Origin of the sequence: Pseudomonas pohangensis (assembly GCF_900105995.1) — a bacterium.
GTDB lineage: Bacteria > Pseudomonadota > Gammaproteobacteria > Pseudomonadales > Pseudomonadaceae > Aquipseudomonas > Aquipseudomonas pohangensis.
Genome location: NZ_LT629785.1, coordinates 207,984 through 228,155, shown reverse-complemented (window position 1 = coordinate 228,155; position 20,172 = coordinate 207,984). Strand labels below are relative to the sequence as shown.

The following is a 20,172-nucleotide window of genomic DNA, read 5'->3' as shown; positions in this document are numbered from 1 at the left end:
GGCTTCATGGTAGAGCGCATCACGCCAGCAAGACAAGCCAGCCACTTTGCGCTATACAGGCGCCCGTTACGCACAACACCGCAGGACTTTGCCATGCGCCCTTTGCCCCTGATACTGCTCGCTTGCCTGTTGTCTGGCTGCGCAAGCCCGCCGGCAGATCACCAGCCAGCCCCGACGCCGGCAAAACAGCCCGTACGCGAAACCTCGCCGCCAACGCCCGAACTATCGGCAAATTTGCACCAGCTCAGTGGCGCCTTGCTGACACCGGCACCCGGCAGCGTGGTCGAACTGGCCGTGGTGCTGGTCGATGCCCAGGGGCATCCGCGCGAACTGCTGACAAGTCTGACCCTGAGCGGCACCGGCCAGGCCCTGCCGTTCGCGCTGAGTGTTGCCATGGATGCAGCGCCGGCAGACCTGCGCCTGCAACTGCGCGCCCGCGTCAGCGTTTCCGGCAGGCTGGTACAACGCCTGCCAGGCCAGTTCATCCGGCCTGAACTGAATTCTGATCTAGGTGCGCTGCAGCTGGTTGCCGCGCCATGAGCGCGCCGCCGAGCCTGCTCCAGCCCCTGCAACTGCTGCTGGGGGATGCGCGGCTTAGCGTGCAGCAACTGCCTGAATGTGATCTGCAGCTCTGGCTGATCGACATCGACAATATGCAGCGCGCCTTTGACGCGGATGAAACCCGGCGCATTCTGGCCGAGCCGCCCTATTGGTGCTTTTGTTGGGCCAGCGGCCTGGCACTGGCGCGCTGGATTGCCGACAACCCGCAGCGCGTGCGCGGCAAACGCGTACTCGATTTCGGCAGTGGTTCCGGGGTGGTGGCCATCGCCGCAGCAAAGGCCGGCGCCACCGAGGTGGTCGCCTGCGACCTTGACCCGCTGGCGCTGGCTGCCTGCCGCGCCAATGCCGCGCTGAATCAGGTAACCCTTGGTTATTCCGGCGACTTCTTTGCCGAAGAGGATCGCTTCGACCTGATCATCGTCGCCGATGTTCTGTACGACCGTGCCAACCTGCCACTGCTCGAGCACTTTCCCAGCCGCGGCCGGGAAGTGCTGGTGGCTGATTCACGGGTCAGGGACTTCGAACATCCGCGCTACTCCAGGCTCGCCCTGCTCGAGGCAAAAACCTGGCCCGACCTCGGTGAACCTGCCGAGTTTCGCCGGGTCAGTCTTTATCGTGCACAGCGCTGAAGCTGCACCGGATTCACGGCACTTGTATCCGGCAGACGGCGCCCGCATCTATAGTCCCAATGTCCCCGTACCACGAGAATCCGCATGAGCGACAGCCCTTATATATTTGACGTCTCCGGCAGCGCCAGTTTTGAACAACTGGTCATCGAGAATTCCTTTCACAAACCCGTGCTGGTGGATTTCTGGGCCGAGTGGTGTGCGCCCTGCAAAGCGCTGATGCCGCTGCTGGCGCAGATCACCGAGAGCTATCGCGGCGAACTGCTGCTGGCCAAGATCAACTGCGATATCGAACAGGAGATCGTCGCCCGTTTCGGCATTCGCAGCCTGCCCACCGTGGTGCTGTTCAAGAATGGCCAGCCGGTTGACGGCTTCAGCGGCGCGCAGCCGGAATCCGGCATCCGCAGCATGCTGCAACCGCACGTGGCCGAGCCTGCGCCGGAAGCGGCCGATCCGATGGAGAGCGCCCAGACGCTGTTCAGCGAAGGACGCTTTGCCGAAGCGGAGGCACAACTGAAAGCCCTGCTCGCGGAAGATAACCAACATGCCGGCGCGCTGATTCTCTATGCCCGCTGCCTGGCCGAGCGCGGCGAACTGGGCGAAGCCGAGACCCTGCTGAATGCCGTCAAGGGCGATGACCACAAGCAGGCGCTTGCCGGTGCCCGCGCACAACTGACGTTTATGCGCCAGGTCGTCGACCTGCCCGAAGTTGCCCTGCTCAAGTCACGCCTGGCAAAAAACAGCGAGGATGACGAAGCGGCTTACCAGCTGGCCATTTATCAACTGGCCCGCCAGCAGTACGAAACGGCGCTGGAAGCCTTGCTGGGTTTGTTCGTGCGCAATCGCAATTATGCCGATGGTCTGCCGCACAAAACCCTGCTGCAGGTTTTCGATCTGCTGGGTAACGCGGACCCACTGGTGACGCTATACCGGCGCAAACTCTATCAGGCGCTGTATTGAACGAGCGGCAGCGCACCACGTGCCAACATCCGGCGTTGCCGGGAAGAGCTTGCCATTTTTGCGTGCAAGGTTATAAAGTAACGTTTTTCGCCAAGCGGAGCCTGACCCATGCGCAAACTGATACTCGCCCTGCCATTTACCCTTCTGCCACTGTCCCTCGCCCACGCAGACGACCACGCGCATGAGCACGGCAGCCTCGACAAGCATGAACATGGCATGTCCACACTGAATCTGGCGCTTGAAGGCAACCAGCTGGAAATCGAACTGGAAAGCCCGGCAATGAATATCGTCGGTTTCGAACATGCCGCCAGTAGCGACGCAGACCAAGCAACAGTGTCTGCCGCACGGGCAGCACTGGAAAAACCGCTGACGTTGTTCTCCCTGCCAGCCGCAGCCGGCTGTGTGGTACAGGCGACCGATGTGGAAAGTCCGCTGTTCGGTCATGACGACCATGACGACCATGACGACCATGACGAAATGCATGCCGATGCCAAGGGCGAAAGCCACAGTGACATTGATGCAGAATACGCGCTCACCTGCAGCAAACCGGAAGCACTGACCACGCTGAGCCTTGCGCCATTCTTCCAGCAATTCCCGGGCACCAGCAAAGTGCAGGTGCAACTCATTGCGCCAAGCGGCCAGAAAGGTGCCGAACTGACTCCGGCTTCGCCAGCCATGGATTTCTGAGCAGGACGAGCACACGCGGCGCCAGCTAAACTCGCCGCAGGCATTAGCCCGTCGACGGATTGACTCCCGCGGCGGCTGATCGCTCTCTGCAACCCCGAGCTCACCCGTATCCCGACGACACGTCTGCTTGCGTGCCGAAGTCATAGGATCAACAGCCCTGTATGCCCTCAGCTCTCATTGACCTCAGCAACCTGGGCTTTGCCTGGCCCGGCCAGCCCGAACTTCTCGATATTCCGGACTTCCAGCTGCAGCCCGGAGAGAGCCTGTTTCTCAAGGGGCCAAGTGGCAGCGGAAAAACCACCCTGCTGGGTCTGCTGGGTGGCGTACAGCAACCCGGTCGTGGCCGGGTAAGCCTGCTCGGCACGGATCTGGGCAAGCTGTCATCCAGCGCGCGCGATCATTTCCGGGTCGACCATACCGGCTACATCTTTCAGCAATTCAATCTGCTGCCGTTTTTGCCGGTACTGGAAAATGTCCTGTTGCCTTGCCGTTTCTCCACTACCCGCGCGCAACGGGCCAGCAAGCGCCATGGCAGCATCGAACAGGCGGCGACCCAACTGCTCGGGCATCTGGGCATCCGCAGCGAATTGCTCAGCCGCCGTGCCGATGCCTTGTCGATAGGCCAGCAGCAACGGGTAGCTGCAGCCCGCGCACTGATCGGCCAACCGGAACTGGTGATTGCCGACGAACCCACCTCGGCGCTGGATAGTGACAGCCGTGAAGCCTTCATCCAGCTGCTGTTTGCCGAGTGCCGCGAAGCCGGCTCCAGTCTGCTGTTTGTCAGTCATGACCAGAGTCTGGCGCCCTTGTTCGACCGCAGCGTGTCGCTCAGCGAACTCAATCGCGCCACCCCTGCACCGGAGCTGTGACATGTACCTTTTGCGCCTGGCTCTGGCCAGCCTGAACAATCGCCGCTTCACCGCCCTGCTGACCGTGCTGGCCATAGCCCTGTCGGTCTGCCTGCTGCTCGCCGTGGAGCGTGTACGCAGCGAAGCGCGCAGCAGCTTTGCCAGCACCATCAGCGGCACCGACCTGATCGTCGGCGCGCGCTCGGGCTCGGTCAATCTGCTGCTCTACTCGGTATTCCGCATCGGCAATGCCACCAACAACATTCGCTGGAGCAGTTATGAATGGCTGGTGGATAACCCCAAGGTCAAATGGGCCATCCCGATCTCCCTTGGCGACTCGCACCGTGGTTACCGGGTCATGGGTACCGACAGCAGCTATTTCGAGCATTACCATTATGGCCGCGGGCAAGCATTACAGCTGGCCGAGGGCCGGCCTTTCGCGGACCTGTTTGACGTCGTGCTCGGCGCCGAGGTTGCCAGCGCACTGCATTACAAGATTGGCGACCAGATAGTACTGGCGCACGGCGTCAGCCAGGTCAGCCTGAGCAAGCATGACGACAAGCCGTTTCGCGTCAGCGGCATTCTGGCCCGCACCGGCACTCCGGTAGATCGCACGCTGCATATATCCCTGGGCGGCATCGAAGCATTGCATGTGGACTGGAAAAATGGCGCCCCCGCTCAGGGAGGCGGACGCATCAGCGCTGAGCAGGCACGCGAACTGAATCTGCAACCCAAGGCCATCACTGCCGTGTTGCTGGGCCTGAACAGCAAGATCGCCACCTTCGCCCTGCAACGGCAGATCAACGAATATAGCGGCGAACCCTTGCAGGCGATTCTCCCGGGCGTGGCCCTGCAGGAGCTCTGGAGTCTGATGGGCACCGCAGAAAAAGCGCTGTTCGTCGTATCGCTGTTTGTCGTGCTGACCGGACTGATCGGCATGCTCACGGCAATCCTCACCAGCCTCAACGAGCGCCGCCGGGAAATGGCCATCCTGCGTTCGGTGGGCGCCAGGCCCTGGCATATCGCCAGCCTGCTGGTGCTGGAAGCGTTCAGCCTGGCCTGCGCCGGTGTGCTGCTCGGCCTGTTGTTGCTGTATCTGGGCATTGCCGCCAGCCAGGGTTACGTACAAGCCAACTACGGGCTGTATCTGCCACTGAGCCTGCCCGGCAGCTATGAGTGGTCGCTGCTTGGCGCTATCCTTGCAGCCGCCCTGCTGATGGGCAGCGTGCCGGCCTGGCGCGCCTACCGGCAGTCTCTGTCCGACGGCCTGTCCATTCGCCTGTGAGGTTACCCATGCGCCGCTACCTGCTTGCCCTGCTGTTTCTGAGCGTCACACCGACATGGGCGGCAGAGGTGCGTGAGCTGACCTGGAGCGAAATGATTCCGCCCGATGCTCCGCTTCAGGAAACATCAGACGCACCTATCCATGATCTGTCCAAGCTGGCGGATGTCCTTTCTGCGGAATCCGCACCTGCCGCAACACAGCAATCGCCTGCGGCGCCGGTAGTTCCGGCCTTGAACGACCAAGTGGTGAAACTTCCCGGTTATATCGTGCCGCTGGATGTGACCGATGACGGCAAGGTCACCGAGTTCCTGCTGGTTCCCTACTTTGGCGCCTGCATCCATGTACCACCACCACCCTCCAACCAGATTGTTCTGGTCAAGTACCCCAAAGGCGTCGAGATGGATGCACTTTACGAACCGTTCTGGATCCAGGGGCCGCTCAAGGTGGAAAGCTCCAGCAGTGAGCTGGCAGATGCCGGTTACCTGATGACTGCTGATGAGGTCTATGCCTACCAGCAATAGCCTGATCAGCGCACCCGGATATGCGCTGGCCGGTGACGTTCCTTTGAGCTGAGTCAAAATATTGGGCGGCGGAAGCATTTAGTATCATTTCCGCCAACTTATTCTAATGACTCATCTGGAGTTCACCATGCGCAAGTCGTATTTCGCTGTTTCGCTGCTCGCCGCAGCACTGGTTTCACCGCTGGCCAATGCCTACCAGCAGGGGGATGTGATTGTTCGTGCCGGTGCTGCAACTGTTAGCCCCAACGATAACAGCTCGAATCTTTTCAACACCGCACTGGGCAATCTGCCAGGCGATGTAACCGTTGACAGCGATACCCAGCTGGGCCTGACTTTCGCCTACATGCTGCAGGATCACCTCGGCCTCGAACTGCTGGCTGCCACTCCGTTCACCCATGAAGTCAAAATGAAGAACAGCATCGGCCCGCTGAATGGCAAGATTGCCGATGTTTCCCATCTGCCGCCGACCCTGTCGCTGCAGTATTACCCGATGGATCCGAAATCCAAGCTGCAGCCATACGCCGGCATTGGCGTGAACTACACCAATTTTTTCGATGAAGACCTCAGCTCGCAGTATGAAGCTCTCGGATTTGAAAACCTGGAACTTGATTCTTCCTGGGGCCTGGCAGGCCAGCTTGGCGTTGATTACCTGATTACCGACAACGTACTGCTCAACGCTGCGGTCTGGTATATCGATATCGATACACAAGCCAACATGGACAACAACACTCTCGGCGGCACATACAGCAAAACTTCTGTCGATGTCACTATCGATCCTTGGGTTTACATGCTCGGCGTGGGCTACAAGTTCTGATAGCCGCACGCATCACCGCACAGGCGCCGCAAGGCGCCTGTTGCATTTCAGGCGACAGAAAAGCGTTAAATCAACGCGCCAACAATTGCTGCAAACCTGCGGCCAAAGTGGTCGGCACCGGCAACGCGTAGCGCTCCAGCAAACGACGGTTATCTGCCCGCGAATGGCGGATATCACCGTGCCGCGCCTGAACATGGGTAATCGTCGGCAGGCTACCCAGCAACCCCTCGATAGCCGCCAGCAACTGCAGCAGGCTGGTGGACTGTCCCAGACCAACATTCACCGCGCCGACCGAGACCTGCGGCTTCAGCAGCGCCTGCACCAGCACCGCAACCAGATCCGCCACATAGACAAAGTCACGCGTTTGCTCACCATCACCAAACAGGGTGATCGGCAGACCGGCCCGGGCCCGTTCGGTAAAGATGCTGATCACCCCGGAATAGGGCGAAGAAGGATCCTGACGCGGGCCGAAGATGTTGAAGAACCGGAACACCGCAGGCTCCAGGCCATGCCGGCGTCGGTAAAAATCCAGATAGTGCTCGCTCGCCAGCTTGTCCGCAGCGTAAGGCGTCAAAGGCGCCAGCGGTGTGTCCTCGTCAATCGCCACGCCCTCGCCATTGTTGCCATACACGGCGGCGCTGGAAGCAAACAGCACACGCCTGACCCCATGCGTGCGCATGGCTTCACAGAGATTCAGCGTGCCGATGAAATTGCTCTGGTGGGTTGCTACCGGATCTTCTACCGAGGCCTGCACTGATGCGACTGCGGCCAGGTGTGCCACCGCACGGCAACCGGCAACCGCCTCGCTAACCTGGAGGGCATTGGCAACATCACCCTCGACCAGCTCGAGGGCGGGATTATCCAGAGCCAGATTCGTGCGCTTGCCGGTGGAGAAGTTATCCAGTACCCGCACACGAATGCCTTGCGCCAGCAACGCGTCAGCCAGATGCGAGCCAATAAAACCGGCACCGCCGGTGATCAGTACCGGGGCATCAGACATGCCGGTAATACCGTTCTATCAGGGCGTGCAGACCGCTGCGCCAGGCCCGCGGCTTGACACCAAAGGTATGCAGGATTTTTTTACAGGACAGTACCGCATATTGCGGCTCGTTCTCGGCTGAAGCGCGCTCGGCGTGCGGCTGCGCAAGCACTCTTTCGGCTTTCAGACTGCACAGGGTGCGGGCCTCGGTCAGAATGCTTTCTGCGAGCAGCACCTGGGTTGTCGCCTCATGGCCACCGTAGTGATAGGTGCCCCACAGGGGTGCCTGACAGTCCAGCTGCTTGAGTACCGCGAGCATGACTCTGGCTGCGTCATCCACCAGTGTCGGGTTGCCGCGTCGGTCATCCGCCAGGCGCATTTCACTCGTCTTGGCCGAATGCCGCAGAAAGCGATCAAGTGCGCCGCCGGGACTATCATCCAGCAGCCAGCCAAAGCGCAACAGCACGTGCCGGGAGCACATGGCGCGTACACCTTGCTCTATTCGCAGCAGTGCCTGCCCGCGACGCCCCCAGGGGGCCGGTTCATCCTTTTCGCTATACGCAGTTGCCCGTGCACCATCAAACACACGATAACTGGTCGGCTGCAGCAGAATGGCACCATGGTGATTACACAGCCCGGCCAAGCGCTCTACCGCGCGCTGCTGGAATGCAAAGCGCTCCTCGTCAACCGCGTCGCTCTGGAACCAGTCAAAGTAGTAGGCCAGGTTGACCACCACATCCGGACGGGTTTCATCCATCAGCTGCGTCAGGCTGGAGGCATCCCAGCCACTCTCCGGCGGTCTTGGTGCGAGAAAGCTGATGCCCTCTTCAGCGCCCTGACGGATCAGGGATTGCCCGAGAGCACTTCCCCCGCCCAGCAGCAGCAAACGCATATGCATGTGTGGTTTCCGTCGTTGCCGAACTGGTTAGAACGGAATGTCGTCGTCGAAGCTGTCGTAATCGGCAGGCGCAGGCTGGGCAGATGCCGGCTGAGCCGTTGCACGCGATTCATTCTGCTGGGGACGTTGCGCTGTAGCCGCAGGGCGTGAAGCGCGCGGCGCATCATCCGCGTTGCCGCCACGGCTGCCAAGCAATTGCATGCTGCCATTCATGTCCACCACGATCTCGGTGGTATAGCGCTTGACCCCGTCCTTCTCCCACTCACGGGTTTGCAGACGGCCTTCGATATAGCATTGCGAGCCTTTGCGCAGGTACTCGCCGGCGATTTCTGCAACCTTGCCGAAAAACACCACGCGGTGCCACTCGGTGCGCTCCTGCTGCTGGCCTGTCTGCTTGTCTTTCCAGCTGTCGGTAGTTGCCAGGGTGATATTGGTAATCGCGTTGCCATTTGGCATGTAACGGGTTTCCGGATCACCGCCAACATTACCGATCAGTATGACTTTATTTACCCCACGGGCCATTTTCGTTCTCCTAGGCTGATTGCGTAACCGGCGCCTCTTCGAGCTCCCGCTCAAGCCATGCACGGTCCAGTTGTTGGGTGTCTACCTTGATGTATAAAGCAGCTTCTTCGTTCACCACAATGGCGTCGGTAACGCCGGGAACTGCCAGAATCCGTGCGTTCAAACCCGGATCGGCTAACCCCGCAGCGCTCAACGGATGACGCAGGCTGGTCACATAAGGCGGCTCTCGCATAGTAGCAGCAAAGCCCAGCCAGAGAAGCGCGAGCAGCGCGCAACCGATGAATACCGCATCGAGACTGCCCTGCTGGTAAAGCCAGCCGCCGAGCATGCCACCCAGAGCGGCACCAAGAAACTGGCTGGTTGAATAAATCCCCATGGCCGTGCCCTTGCCTCCTGCCGGGGCTATTTTGCTCACCAGTGACGGCAGTGTGGCCTCCAGCAGGTTGAAGGCGGCGAAAAACAGCACATTACCCAGCACCAGCGCGTGCAGACTGGTGCCGAACTGCCAGAAGAACAGCTCACACAACAGCAGCATGCTGACTGCGCCGACCAGTACACGTTTCATCTGGCGCTTTTTCTCGCCATAAATGATGAACGGAACCATGCCGCAAAAACCGACCAGCAACGCCGTGAGATACACCCACCAATGCTGCTCCTTGGGTAGTCCGCCGAGATCGACCAGCGCCAGTGGCAATGCCACGAAACTGGCCATCAAAATGGCGTGCAGGACACCGATACCGATATTCAGCCGGAACAGTTCAGGATTTTTCAGGGTTATTCCCAGCGATTGCCGGGCAACACTCGATTCGCGATGAGCCAGCGTACGGGAGGCACGCGGCACTACCAGCAGGATAACCAGCAGGCCAAGCAAGGCCATGCCGGTAGTCAGCCAGAACAGGCCGGAAAGGCCGAAGGCACGGGTCACCAGCGGGCCGACGACCATTGCCACCGCAAACGACAAGCCAATGCTCATGCCGATCACCGCCATGGCCTTGGTGCGATGCTGCTCCCGGGTCAGGTCTGATAACAAAGCCATCACTGCAGCTGAAATGGCGCCTGCACCTTGCAGTACTCGACCGGCAATCACCCCCCAGATCGAGTCAGCCTCGGCAGCCAAGGCCGCTCCCGCGGCAAAAACCAGCAGCCCGACAATAATCACCGGCATCCGGCCAATACGATCCGACAAGGTGCCAAACGGAATCTGCAGAAGTGCCTGGGTCAGACCGTAAGCGCCGATCGCCACACCGATCAGGAACGGGGTGGCGCCTGCGAGGTCCTGTCCATAGGTAGCCAGCACCGGCAGCACCATGAACATGCCTAGCATACGAAACGCGTAAACCAGCGCAAGGCCAACAACGGCGCGGGTTTCTCGAACATTCATGTGTTCGCCGTGAAGATCAAGCATAGCTGCACCCAATTCAGGAAGCGGCGATTCTAGCAGCCTGCAAGACGCTGTCACAGGCGCACTTTGCCGCAAGTCCGGCCACGCCCGTATACTTGCCGGTTTACGCTCGCCGCTCGAGGCATGCTTTGGACAAGATACTGATCCGCGGGGCTCGCACCCACAATCTGAAAAACATCGACCTTACGCTCCCGCGTGACAAGCTGATCGTCATCACCGGCCTGTCCGGATCTGGCAAGTCCTCGCTGGCCTTTGACACGCTCTACGCTGAAGGGCAGCGACGCTATGTCGAATCACTGTCGGCCTACGCCCGGCAATTTCTTTCGATGATGGAAAAACCCGACGTCGATACCATAGAGGGGCTCTCCCCGGCCATCTCCATCGAGCAGAAATCCACCTCACACAATCCGCGCTCGACTGTCGGCACCATTACCGAAATTTACGACTACCTGCGCCTGCTCTACGCCCGCGCCGGGATACCGCGCTGCCCGGACCACGACTTGCCACTGGAGGCGCAAACAGTCAGCCAGATGGTCGATCAGGTACTGGCCCTGCCTGAAGGCAGCAAACTGATGTTGCTGGCACCGATCATTCGCGAGCGCAAAGGTGAACATCTGGCGGTATTTGAAGAAATGCGCGCACAGGGTTTTGTTCGCGCCCGGGTCAACGGCACAATTTGCGAACTGGATGAACTACCCACCCTCGACAAACAGAAAAAGCACTCCATTGACGTTGTCGTGGACCGCTTCAAGGTGCGCGCCGATCTGCAGCAGCGGCTGGCCGAGTCATTTGAAACCGCGCTGAAACTTACTGACGGCCTGGCGTTGATTGCGCCAATGGATGACGGTGCGGGCGAGGAAATCATCTTCTCTGCGCGCTTCGCCTGCCCGCAATGCGGCCATTCGATCAGCGAACTCGAGCCAAAACTGTTCTCTTTCAACAACCCGGCTGGCGCCTGTCCGGCCTGCGACGGCCTCGGGGTCAAGCAGTTTTTTGATACCCGCCGTCTGGTAAACAGTGATCTGACCCTTGCCGAAGGGGCTATTCGCGGCTGGGACCGGCGCAATCTGTACTACTTCCAGATGCTCACATCCCTCGCCGAGCATTATGCTTTCAGCCTCGACACACCTTTTGGCGAATTGAGCCCGGCGCACCAGAAAAGCGTGTTGCACGGCTCGGGCAAAGACAATATTGAATTCCGTTACCTGAATGACCGCGGCGATATCGTCAAGCGTTCACATCCCTTTGAAGGCATTGTGCCCAACCTGGAACGCCGCTATCGGGAAACCGAGTCGCCGACGGTTCGCGAGGAACTGAGCAAGTATCTCAGCACGCAACCATGCCCGGACTGCCACGGCGCACGCCTGCGCCGCGAGGCACGTCACGTCTGGGTGGGCGAACGCACCCTGCCAGAAGTCTCCGGCTTTCCTGTCGGCGATGCCTGCGATTACTTTGCCAGTCTCACTTTGCCCGGCCGCCGCGGCGAAATTGCCGACAAAATTCTCAAGGAAATCCGCCAAAGGCTGCAATTCCTGGTCAATGTCGGTCTGGATTATCTGACTCTGGATCGCAGTGCGGACACGCTCTCGGGCGGTGAAGCACAGCGGATCCGTCTGGCCAGTCAGATAGGTGCTGGACTGGTTGGCGTCATGTACATCCTCGATGAGCCCTCTATCGGCCTGCACCAGCGAGACAATGAACGACTGCTCGGCACCCTTACTCACCTGCGCGATATCGGCAATACGGTAATAGTGGTGGAACACGATGAAGATGCCATCCGCCTGGCAGACTACGTGGTCGACATAGGCCCCGGCGCTGGCGTCCACGGCGGCAGGATAGTCGCGGAAGGTACCCCAACCGAAGTGATGAATCACCCTGACTCGTTAACCGGAAAGTACCTTTCGGGACGTGAGCGGATTGAATTACCTGCATCGCGCACAAGCTGTAATCCCGACAAACTGCTCAGCCTGAAAGGCGCAAGCGGAAATAACCTGCGTAACGTCGATCTGGAAATTCCGGCCGGCTTGCTCACCTGCATCACCGGAGTCTCCGGCTCAGGCAAGTCAACACTGATCAACAACACCCTTTACCCGATTACCGCTACAGCCTTGAATGGCGCCACTACTCTTGAGGCAGCTCCCTACCTTTCCTTTGATGGCTTGCAGCATCTGGACAAGGTAGTGGATATAGATCAGAGCCCCATTGGCCGCACACCACGCTCCAATCCGGCGACCTACACGGGGCTTTTCACTCCGATTCGCGAACTATTTTCCAGCGTCCCTGAGGCGCGTTCCCGCGGTTATGGTCCCGGGCGCTTTTCTTTCAACGTCAAGGGCGGCCGCTGCGAGGCATGCCAGGGCGATGGCGTCATCAAAGTAGAAATGCACTTCCTGCCAGATATTTATGTGGCCTGCGATACCTGCAAAAGCAAACGCTATAACCGCGAAACGCTGGAAGTAAAGTACAAGGGCAAGAGCATTACCGAAGTTCTCGACATGACCATAGAGGAGGCGCGGAGCTTCTTTGATGCTGTTCCTGCACTAGCGCGAAAACTGCAAACCCTGATCGATGTTGGCCTGTCCTACATCAAGCTGGGACAGAGCGCGACCACCCTGTCCGGAGGGGAAGCGCAACGGGTGAAGCTTTCCCGTGAACTGTCCAAGCGCGATACCGGAAAGACGCTATATATACTCGACGAGCCGACCACCGGACTGCATTTTGCCGACATCAAACAGCTACTCGAAGTACTGCACCGCCTGCGTGATCACGGCAACACAGTAGTGGTTATTGAGCACAATCTGGATGTAATCAAAACGGCCGACTGGATCGTCGATCTCGGGCCAGAGGGCGGATCCAAAGGCGGGCAGATCATTGCCTGCGGAACACCGGAGCATGTCGCTTCGCTGCCACAATCACATACCGGCCACTATCTTCAAGACGTCCTGCAACGCGGACATTAACTGAGTGCCGGCCTGGCGACCTGCAGCATCCTGGCCAAGGTGCTGAAGGTCATTTTTCAGACAATAAAAAGCCGGGCATGCCCGGCTTTTTATTGAACGCGAAAACTTTACTCTGCAGCTTCAACCTGACCAGTGACGGGACGGTCAACCAGTTCAACATAAGCCATAGGAGCATTATCGCCTGCGCGGAAGCCACACTTCAGAATCCGCAGATAACCACCATTGCGGGTGGCATAGCGCTTACCCAGATCGTTGAACAGTTTACCAACTGCCTCTTTCGAGCGAGTCCGGTCAAACGCCAGACGGCGATTGGCAACGTTATCTTCCTTGGCCAAAGTGATCAGCGGCTCAGCAACGCGACGCAGCTCTTTGGCTTTTGGCAGAGTAGTTTTAATCAGTTCGTGCTCGAACAACGACACCGCCATGTTCTGGAACATAGCCTTGCGATGCGAGCTGGTCCGGCTGAGGTGACGGCCACTTTTACGATGACGCATGATTGAAATTCCTTACCAAACTTTAGGTTCGGTGATTACGGACGATCAGGCGATAGCCTTATCGTCCTTCTTCAGACTTGCCGGTGGCCAGTTATCCAGGCGCATACCGAGCGACAGACCACGGGAAGCGAGAACGTCTTTGATCTCAGTCAGAGACTTCTTGCCCAGGTTCGGAGTCTTCAACAACTCAACTTCGGTACGCTGAATCAAATCACCGATGTAGTAGATGTTTTCTGCCTTCAGACAGTTAGCCGAACGCACAGTCAGTTCCAGATCATCCACAGGGCGCAACAGGATCGGATCGATCTCGTCTTCCTGCGAAACAGCTACCGGCTGAATGTCTCCCTTGAGGTCAACAAAGGCGGCCAGCTGCTGCTGCAGGATGGTCGCTGCACGGCGAATAGCTTCTTCCGGATCCAGAGTGCCATTGGTTTCCAGATCAATAACCAGCTTGTCGAGGTTGGTACGCTGCTCAACACGAGCATTCTCGACAACATAGGCAATACGACGAACCGGGCTGAACGTTGCATCAAGCTGAAGACGACCAATGCTACGGGTTTCGTCTTCTTCGCTCTGACGCGCATCAGCCGGCTCGTAGCCACGGCCACGGCAAATCTTGAGCTGCATGCTCAGAGCACCGTTACTGGCAAGATTCGCAATGACGTGATCGGGATTAACGATCTCGACATCATGATCCAGCTGGATATCTGCGGCAGTGACTACACCAGAACCTTTTTTGACCAGGCTCAAAGTGACTTCGTCACGACCGTGCAAATTGATGGCAAGACCTTTGAGATTCAACAGAATCTCGATAACGTCCTCTTGTACGCCCTCAATTGCACTGTACTCGTGCAGGACACCATCAATCTCTACTTCGACTACTGCGCAGCCGGGCATTGATGACAGCAGGATGCGCCGTAGCGCGTTACCCAGCGTATGCCCAAAACCACGCTCGAGAGGCTCGAGAGTAATCTTGGCGCGGGTCGAACTGACAACCTGAACATCAATATGACGGGGTGTCAGGAACTCATTTACCGAAGTCTGCATGGATACACCTATGTTCTAGCCCTTACTTGGAGTAGAGCTCGACAATCAGGTTTTCGTTGATGTCGGCGGACAAATCGCTACGAGCCGGCACGTTCTTGAACAGACCAGATTTCTTTTCAGAATCTACTTCGACCCATTCAACACGTCCGCGCTGCACACACAAATCAAGTGCCTGGGCAATGCGTAGTTGGTTCTTCGACTTTTCACGAACGGCAACCACGTCACCAGGCTTAACCTGATACGAAGGCACGTTCACTGTACTGCCGTTAACGCTGATGGTTTTGTGGGATACCAACTGACGCGATTCTGCGCGAGTAGCACCAAAACCCATACGGTATACGACGTTGTCCAGACGGCATTCAAGAATCTGCAGCAGGTTCTCGCCAGTAGCACCTTTTTTACGGGCAGCTTCTTTGTAATAACCACTGAACTGACGCTCAAGAACTCCGTAGATACGACGCACTTTCTGCTTTTCACGCAACTGCAAACCGTAATCGGACAAGCGTCCACGGCGAGCACCATGGATGCCGGGAGCCGCTTCGATATTGCACTTGGACTCAATCGCACGAACACCGCTCTTCAGAAAGAGATCAGTGCCTTCGCGACGGGACAGTTTGCATTTGGGACCAATGTATCGAGCCATTTTTCACTGTCTCCTATTACACGCGACGCTTTTTCGAAGGACGGCATCCGTTATGCGGGATGGGTGTCACATCGGTGATGCTAGCGATCTTGTAGCCGCAAGCGTTCAAAGCACGCACAGCGGATTCACGCCCTGGACCAGGGCCTTTGACGTTCACGTCGAGATTCTTGAGTCCGTATTCCAGCGCAGCTTGACCGGCACGTTCGGCTGCAATCTGCGCAGCAAACGGGGTGCTTTTACGGGAACCACGGAATCCAGATCCGCCGGAGGTAGCCCATGAAAGCGCATTACCCTGACGGTCAGTGATGGTCACAATGGTGTTATTGAAAGATGCATGTACATGTGCAATTCCATCAACAACTGTTTTTTTAACTTTCTTACGGGGACGAGCAGCTGGCTTAGCCATGACTTAATTCCTGTCGATTCGCGGGCGCAATTACTTGCGGATCGGCTTACGCGGGCCTTTACGGGTACGCGCGTTAGTCTTCGTACGCTGACCACGAACGGGCAAGCCACGACGATGACGCAGACCGCGGTAGCAGCCCAAGTCCATCAAACGCTTGACGTTCATGTTGATTTCACGACGCAAATCACCTTCAACATTGAGCTTGGTGACTTCGCCGCGCAGCAGTTCGACCTGCTCGTCAGACAGATCTTTTATTTTTGCCGCCGGGTTTACCCCGGCTGCAGCACAGATGTTCTGCGCTGTTGTGCGACCGACACCATAGATGTAGGTCAGCGAGATAACAGTATGTTTGTTATCCGGAATGTTAACGCCTGCAATACGGGCCATTCAGTGGAACTCCAATTGACAGCATTCTCCGCCCAGGAAGCCAAGAAAAGGGCGCAGGATTTTAGCGCTGTAATAAACAAGAATCAACCCGACAGCACACTAGCTGTCGAGCTCAAACGCTTAACTCACACTCAGCCTTGGCGCTGCTTGTGACGCGGCTCCGTGCTGCAGATCACGCGTACAACGCCTTCGCGTCGAACGATCTTGCAGTTACGGCACATCTTCTTGACCGATGCACGAACTTTCATCAGTTACTCCTAGAACCTTACGAAACTATTTCAGCGAAGCATTCCGCTGCCGTAGCCCTTCAGGTTTGCTTTCTTCATCAGGGAATCATATTGATGCGAAACAAGGTGTGATTGTACTTGGGACATGAAGTCCATAACAACCACGACCACGATCAGCAACGAGGTCCCGCCGAGGTAGAACGGCACATTTGCAGCCACCACCAAAAACTGTGGAAGCAGACATACAGCCGTCATATACAGGGCACCGAACATGGTAAGACGAGTCAGAACGCCATCAATATAACGCGCTGACTGCTCACCCGGACGGATACCCGGAATGAATGCACCAGACTTTTTCAGGTTTTCCGCGACATCTTTCGGATTGAACATCAAAGCCGTATAGAAGAAGCAGAAAAAGATAATGCCGGCGCTGAACAACAGGATATTCAGTGGCTGCCCTGGAGCAATCGACTGAGAGATATCCTGCAGCCAACCCAACCCCTCGGCCTGACCAAACCAGGAACCAAGCGAGGCTGGAAACAACAGAATGCTACTGGCAAAAATGGCCGGAATAACGCCCGCCATGTTCACCTTCAATGGCAGATGGCTAGTCTGCGCAGCGAAGACCTTACGGCCTTGCTGACGCTTCGCGTAATGCACGGCAATACGTCGCTGGCCGCGCTCAATGAACACCACAAAGCCGATGATCGCTACTGCCAGCATGCCAATGGCAACCAGCGCGAAAATGTTGATATCGCCCTGACGTGCAGACTCGAAAGACTGCCCGATTGCACTAGGCAGACCCGCCACAATGCCCGCAAATATGAGCATTGAAATGCCGTTACCTACGCCACGTTCAGTGATCTGCTCGCCAAGCCACATCATGAACATTGCACCTGAAACAAACGTAGTTACTGCAACAAAGTGGAAAGCAAAGTCACTGGAAAAAGCCACGCCCTGACCAGCAAGCCCGATCGACATCCCGGTTGCCTGCAGAAGCGCCAGAGCAAGTGTGCCGTAGCGCGTGTACTGGCTGATCTTGTGCCGACCAGATGCCCCTTCCTTTTTCAATTGCTCCAGCTGCGGACTGACTGCAGTCATCAATTGCATGATGATCGATGCCGAAATGTACGGCATGATCCCCAGCGCAAAGATGGACATGCGCTCCAGCGCGCCGCCGGAAAACATATTGAACAGACTAAGGATGGTTCCCTCGTTTTGCTTGAACAGTGCCGCCAAACGGTCCGGGTTAATACCTGGAACTGGAATGTGCGCACCAATCCGATAGACAACTATCGCCAACAGAAGGAAGCGCAGCCGAGCCCAAAGCTCGGACAGCCCACCATTATTCAGCGAAGAGAGAGCACCTTGCTTGGCCATTTATTCCTCGAACTTACCGCCAGCTGCTTCGATAGCCGCCCGCGCACCCTTGGTGGCAGCGATACCATTAAGGGTAACAGCACGACCAACCTCACCAGACAGCATGACTTTTACACGCTGAATATGCTGGTTGATAATGTTGGCATCCTTCAGCGACTGAAGAGAAACCACGTCGCCTTCCACTTTTGCCAGCTCGGAAGTACGCACTTCTGCGCGGTCCATGGCCTTGAGGGAAACAAAACCAAATTTTGGCAGGCGACGGTGCAGAGGCTGTTGGCCACCCTCGAAACCAGGTGCGATGGTGCCACCGGAACGCGAAGTCTGGCCCTTGTGACCACGACCACCGGTCTTGCCTAATCCGCTACCTATACCACGGCCCGGCCGCAGCTTTTCGCGACGAGCACCCGGCGCGGAACGCAAATCGTTCAGTTGCATGGGTTAACCCTCCACACGGAGCAAGTAGTAAGCCTTGTTCATCATGCCGCGATTTTCAGGCGTATCCTGAACCTCAACGCTATGACCAATGCGACGCAGGCCAAGACCCTTGACGCAAGCTTTATGATTGGCCAAACGACCACTTACGCTTTTAATCAGCGTTACTTTTACGGTTGCGATAGCCATGATCAGAGGATCTCCTCTACGCTCTTGCCGCGCTTGGCTGCAATGCTTTCAGGCGACTGCATGTGCTTCAAACCCTTGAAAGTGGCATAAACCACGTTCACTGGATTGGTCGAACCGTAGCACTTGGCCAGAACGTTGTGGACACCGGCCACTTCCAGAACGGCGCGCATTGCACCACCGGCAATCACACCGGTACCGTCGGAAGCAGGCTGCATGTAAACCTTGGAAGCACCATGGTTGGACTTGATGGCGTACTGCAAAGTAGTGCCATTCAAATCTACCTGGATCATATTGCGACGCGCTGCTTCCATCGCTTTCTGGATAGCCGCAGGCACTTCACGCGATTTGCCACGACCGAATCCAACCCGACCCTTTCCATCACCCACAACAGTCAACGCTGTGAAAGTGAAGATACGGCCACCTTTAACGGTTTTGGCAACGCGGTTCACCTGAATCAGCTTCTCGATGTAACCTTCGTCGCGCTTTTGCTCGTTATTTGCCATAACTTAGAACTCCAGCCCGCCTTCACGAGCAGCTTCAGCCAGCGCCTTAACGCGGCCGTGGTACTTGAAGCCAGAACGATCAAACGCTACCTGAGTAACGCCTGCAGCTTTCGCACGCTCTGCCACCAATTGACCAACCTTCTTGGCCGCGTCCACGTTGCCTGTAGCAACATCACGCAGTTCTTTGTCCAAAGTCGAAGCACTTGCCAGGACTTTTCCGCCATCGGCCGTAATGACCTGCGCGTACATGTGCTGCGAAGAGCGATACACGCAAAGGCGTATGGCTTGCAGCTCGTGCATTTTCAGGCGTGCCTTGCGAGCACGACGCAGACGAGTTTCTTTCTTTACGCTCATTTGCTATGCCCTACTTCTTCTTAGCTTCTTTACGGCGGACGACTTCATCCGAATACCGAACACCTTTGCCCTTGTAAGGCTCTGGCGGACGGAAATCGCGGATCTCGGCAGCCACTTGACCAACCAGTTGCTTATCGACACCCTTGATCAGGATATCGGTCTGGCTTGGCGTCTCAGCGGTAACACCTTGCGGCAATTCATAATCAACCGGGTGCGAGAAACCGAGAGCAAGCGACAACACCTGACCCTTGGCCTGCGCCTTGTAACCGACACCTACCAGCTGGAGCTTACGCTCGAAGCCCTGGCTGACGCCGACTACCATGTTGTTTACGAGTGCGCGCGTGGTTCCGGCCATTGCACGGTTCTGCACATCGCCATTACGCGCAGCAAAACGCAGCTCATCAGATTCCTGAGTCACTTCAACGGACGGGTGAACATTCAGTTCGAGAGCGCCCTTTGCGCCCTTTACCGAAAGCTGCTGGCCTGCAATCTTTATTTCAACGCCGGCAGGCAGCTTGACGGGGTTTTTAGCAACACGAGACATGCTTATTCCCCTTAGAACACTGTGCAGAGCACTTCGCCACCAACGCCAGCGGCGCGGGCCGAACGATCAGTCATCACACCCTTGTTGGTGGAGACAATCGAAACGCCCAGACCACCACGTACTTTTGGCAGCTGATCGACGGATTTGTACTGGCGCAAGCCAGGACGACTGGCGCGCTTAATTTCTTCGATAACCGGACGGCCTTCGAAATACTTAAGCTCGATGGACAGCAGCGGTTTGGCTTCGCTGGTCACCTGGTACCCCGAAATATAGCCTTCGTTACTCAGAACGTTTGCTACAGCCACCTTCAGCTTGGAAGACGGCATGCTTACGACGGACTTTTCAGCCATCTGGGCATTACGGATACGAGTTAGCATGTCCGCTAACGGGTCCTGCATACTCATGGGCTAGTTGCTCCTAAAAAATATGATCTTTCGATCCTGATCACCGAAACCACGCACAGGAAATGTCCAGAGTTCGGCGAGCCGGCAATTCTAATGAAA

26 protein-coding genes are annotated in these 20,172 nt (G+C 57.3%); 9 read left to right on the top strand and 17 right to left on the bottom strand.

Features of this window, described 5'->3' with window-relative positions; all coding sequences use genetic code 11:
• Window positions 1-93 precede the first annotated feature (93 nt).
• The 8 genes from BLT89_RS01135 (at window position 94) to BLT89_RS01100 (ending at window position 6,302) form a co-directional block, all read left to right on the top strand.
• Complete coding sequence (locus BLT89_RS01135) at window positions 94-540, top strand: hypothetical protein (protein ID WP_090192688.1); 447 nt, start codon at window positions 94-96, stop codon at window positions 538-540.
• Window positions 537-1,190, top strand: a complete 654-nt coding sequence (locus tag BLT89_RS01130; protein ID WP_090192687.1) for a class I SAM-dependent methyltransferase — start codon at window positions 537-539, stop codon at window positions 1,188-1,190. Before BLT89_RS01135 ends, BLT89_RS01130 begins: the two co-directional genes overlap by 4 nt.
• Window positions 1,191-1,274: 84 nt before the next feature.
• Entirely contained in the window at window positions 1,275-2,147 is an 873-nt protein-coding gene (trxA, locus tag BLT89_RS01125; RefSeq protein WP_090192686.1) for a thioredoxin, read from the top strand.
• A gap of 108 nt (window positions 2,148-2,255) precedes the next feature.
• A complete protein-coding gene (locus tag BLT89_RS01120; protein WP_090192685.1) occupies window positions 2,256-2,834 on the top strand; it encodes a DUF2796 domain-containing protein in 579 nt (192 codons plus the stop codon).
• A gap of 161 nt (window positions 2,835-2,995) precedes the next feature.
• Complete coding sequence (locus tag BLT89_RS01115) at window positions 2,996-3,703, top strand: ABC transporter ATP-binding protein (RefSeq protein WP_090192684.1); 708 nt, start codon at window positions 2,996-2,998, stop codon at window positions 3,701-3,703.
• A gap of 1 nt (window position 3,704) precedes the next feature.
• Window positions 3,705-4,967 carry an ABC transporter permease gene (locus tag BLT89_RS01110; protein ID WP_090192683.1) on the top strand — a complete coding sequence of 421 codons (1,263 nt, stop codon included), beginning with the start codon at window positions 3,705-3,707 and terminating at the stop codon, window positions 4,965-4,967.
• Between the two features lie 8 nt (window positions 4,968-4,975).
• On the top strand, window positions 4,976-5,488 hold the full coding sequence (locus BLT89_RS01105) for a DUF3299 domain-containing protein (protein WP_090192682.1): 513 nt from the start codon (window positions 4,976-4,978) through the stop codon (window positions 5,486-5,488).
• A gap of 127 nt (window positions 5,489-5,615) precedes the next feature.
• Window positions 5,616-6,302 (top strand): OmpW/AlkL family protein, encoded by a 687-nt coding sequence (locus tag BLT89_RS01100; RefSeq protein ID WP_090192681.1) that lies wholly within the window; start codon window positions 5,616-5,618, stop codon window positions 6,300-6,302.
• A 70-nt stretch (window positions 6,303-6,372) separates the two neighbouring features.
• Here the strand turns inward: BLT89_RS01100 and BLT89_RS01095 are convergent, their stop codons facing one another.
• Genes BLT89_RS01095 through BLT89_RS01080 form a run of 4 tightly spaced genes read right to left on the bottom strand, consistent with a single transcriptional unit; the run spans window position 6,373 to window position 10,106 of the window.
• Window positions 6,373-7,302 (bottom strand): NAD-dependent epimerase/dehydratase family protein, encoded by a 930-nt coding sequence (locus BLT89_RS01095; RefSeq protein ID WP_090192680.1) that lies wholly within the window; start codon window positions 7,300-7,302, stop codon window positions 6,373-6,375.
• On the bottom strand, window positions 7,295-8,179 hold the full coding sequence (locus tag BLT89_RS01090; protein ID WP_090192679.1) for a sugar nucleotide-binding protein: 885 nt from the start codon (window positions 8,177-8,179) through the stop codon (window positions 7,295-7,297). Before BLT89_RS01090 ends, BLT89_RS01095 begins: the two co-directional genes overlap by 8 nt.
• 27 nt (window positions 8,180-8,206) lie before the next feature.
• A complete protein-coding gene (locus BLT89_RS01085) occupies window positions 8,207-8,701 on the bottom strand; it encodes a single-stranded DNA-binding protein (protein ID WP_090192678.1) in 495 nt (164 codons plus the stop codon).
• A gap of 10 nt (window positions 8,702-8,711) precedes the next feature.
• Window positions 8,712-10,106: an MFS transporter gene (locus tag BLT89_RS01080; RefSeq protein WP_090192677.1), complete on the bottom strand. Its 1,395-nt coding sequence runs from the start codon at window positions 10,104-10,106 to the stop codon at window positions 8,712-8,714.
• Window positions 10,107-10,231: 125 nt separating this feature from the next.
• Here BLT89_RS01080 and uvrA point away from each other — a divergent pair, with 125 nt between their 5' ends.
• Window positions 10,232-13,063 (top strand): excinuclease ABC subunit UvrA, encoded by a 2,832-nt coding sequence (gene uvrA, locus BLT89_RS01075; protein ID WP_090192676.1) that lies wholly within the window; start codon window positions 10,232-10,234, stop codon window positions 13,061-13,063.
• Between the two features lie 107 nt (window positions 13,064-13,170).
• Here the strand turns inward: uvrA and rplQ are convergent, their stop codons facing one another.
• The 13 genes from rplQ to rpsH all read right to left on the bottom strand — a co-directional run bounded on the left by rplQ (window position 13,171) and on the right by rpsH (window position 20,073).
• Window positions 13,171-13,557 (bottom strand): 50S ribosomal protein L17, encoded by a 387-nt coding sequence (gene rplQ, locus BLT89_RS01070; protein WP_090192675.1) that lies wholly within the window; start codon window positions 13,555-13,557, stop codon window positions 13,171-13,173.
• Between the two features lie 45 nt (window positions 13,558-13,602).
• Window positions 13,603-14,604, bottom strand: a complete 1,002-nt coding sequence (locus BLT89_RS01065; RefSeq protein WP_090192674.1) for a DNA-directed RNA polymerase subunit alpha — start codon at window positions 14,602-14,604, stop codon at window positions 13,603-13,605.
• Window positions 14,605-14,626: 22 nt separating this feature from the next.
• Complete coding sequence (gene rpsD / locus BLT89_RS01060; RefSeq protein WP_090192673.1) at window positions 14,627-15,247, bottom strand: 30S ribosomal protein S4; 621 nt, start codon at window positions 15,245-15,247, stop codon at window positions 14,627-14,629.
• 16 nt (window positions 15,248-15,263) lie between these two features.
• A complete protein-coding gene (rpsK, locus tag BLT89_RS01055; RefSeq protein WP_090192672.1) occupies window positions 15,264-15,653 on the bottom strand; it encodes a 30S ribosomal protein S11 in 390 nt (129 codons plus the stop codon).
• Between the two features lie 30 nt (window positions 15,654-15,683).
• Window positions 15,684-16,040 carry a 30S ribosomal protein S13 gene (gene rpsM, locus BLT89_RS01050; RefSeq protein ID WP_090192671.1) on the bottom strand — a complete coding sequence of 119 codons (357 nt, stop codon included), beginning with the start codon at window positions 16,038-16,040 and terminating at the stop codon, window positions 15,684-15,686.
• A gap of 131 nt (window positions 16,041-16,171) precedes the next feature.
• Window positions 16,172-16,288 (bottom strand): 50S ribosomal protein L36, encoded by a 117-nt coding sequence (rpmJ, locus tag BLT89_RS01045; protein ID WP_090192670.1) that lies wholly within the window; start codon window positions 16,286-16,288, stop codon window positions 16,172-16,174.
• Window positions 16,289-16,318: 30 nt separating this feature from the next.
• Window positions 16,319-17,647, bottom strand: coding sequence for a preprotein translocase subunit SecY (secY, locus tag BLT89_RS01040; protein WP_090192669.1), 1,329 nt, complete (start codon window positions 17,645-17,647; stop codon window positions 16,319-16,321).
• Complete coding sequence (gene rplO, locus BLT89_RS01035) at window positions 17,648-18,082, bottom strand: 50S ribosomal protein L15 (protein WP_090192668.1); 435 nt, start codon at window positions 18,080-18,082, stop codon at window positions 17,648-17,650.
• Window positions 18,083-18,085: 3 nt separating this feature from the next.
• Window positions 18,086-18,262, bottom strand: a complete 177-nt coding sequence (gene rpmD, locus BLT89_RS01030) for a 50S ribosomal protein L30 (protein WP_090198555.1) — start codon at window positions 18,260-18,262, stop codon at window positions 18,086-18,088.
• A gap of 8 nt (window positions 18,263-18,270) precedes the next feature.
• Entirely contained in the window at window positions 18,271-18,771 is a 501-nt protein-coding gene (rpsE, locus tag BLT89_RS01025) for a 30S ribosomal protein S5 (RefSeq protein ID WP_090192667.1), read from the bottom strand.
• A 3-nt stretch (window positions 18,772-18,774) separates the two neighbouring features.
• On the bottom strand, window positions 18,775-19,125 hold the full coding sequence (gene rplR, locus BLT89_RS01020) for a 50S ribosomal protein L18 (RefSeq protein ID WP_090192666.1): 351 nt from the start codon (window positions 19,123-19,125) through the stop codon (window positions 18,775-18,777).
• Window positions 19,126-19,135: 10 nt separating this feature from the next.
• Complete coding sequence (gene rplF, locus BLT89_RS01015) at window positions 19,136-19,669, bottom strand: 50S ribosomal protein L6 (RefSeq protein WP_090192665.1); 534 nt, start codon at window positions 19,667-19,669, stop codon at window positions 19,136-19,138.
• Between the two features lie 11 nt (window positions 19,670-19,680).
• Window positions 19,681-20,073, bottom strand: a complete 393-nt coding sequence (rpsH, locus tag BLT89_RS01010) for a 30S ribosomal protein S8 (protein ID WP_090192664.1) — start codon at window positions 20,071-20,073, stop codon at window positions 19,681-19,683.
• Window positions 20,074-20,172: the final 99 nt, after the last annotated feature.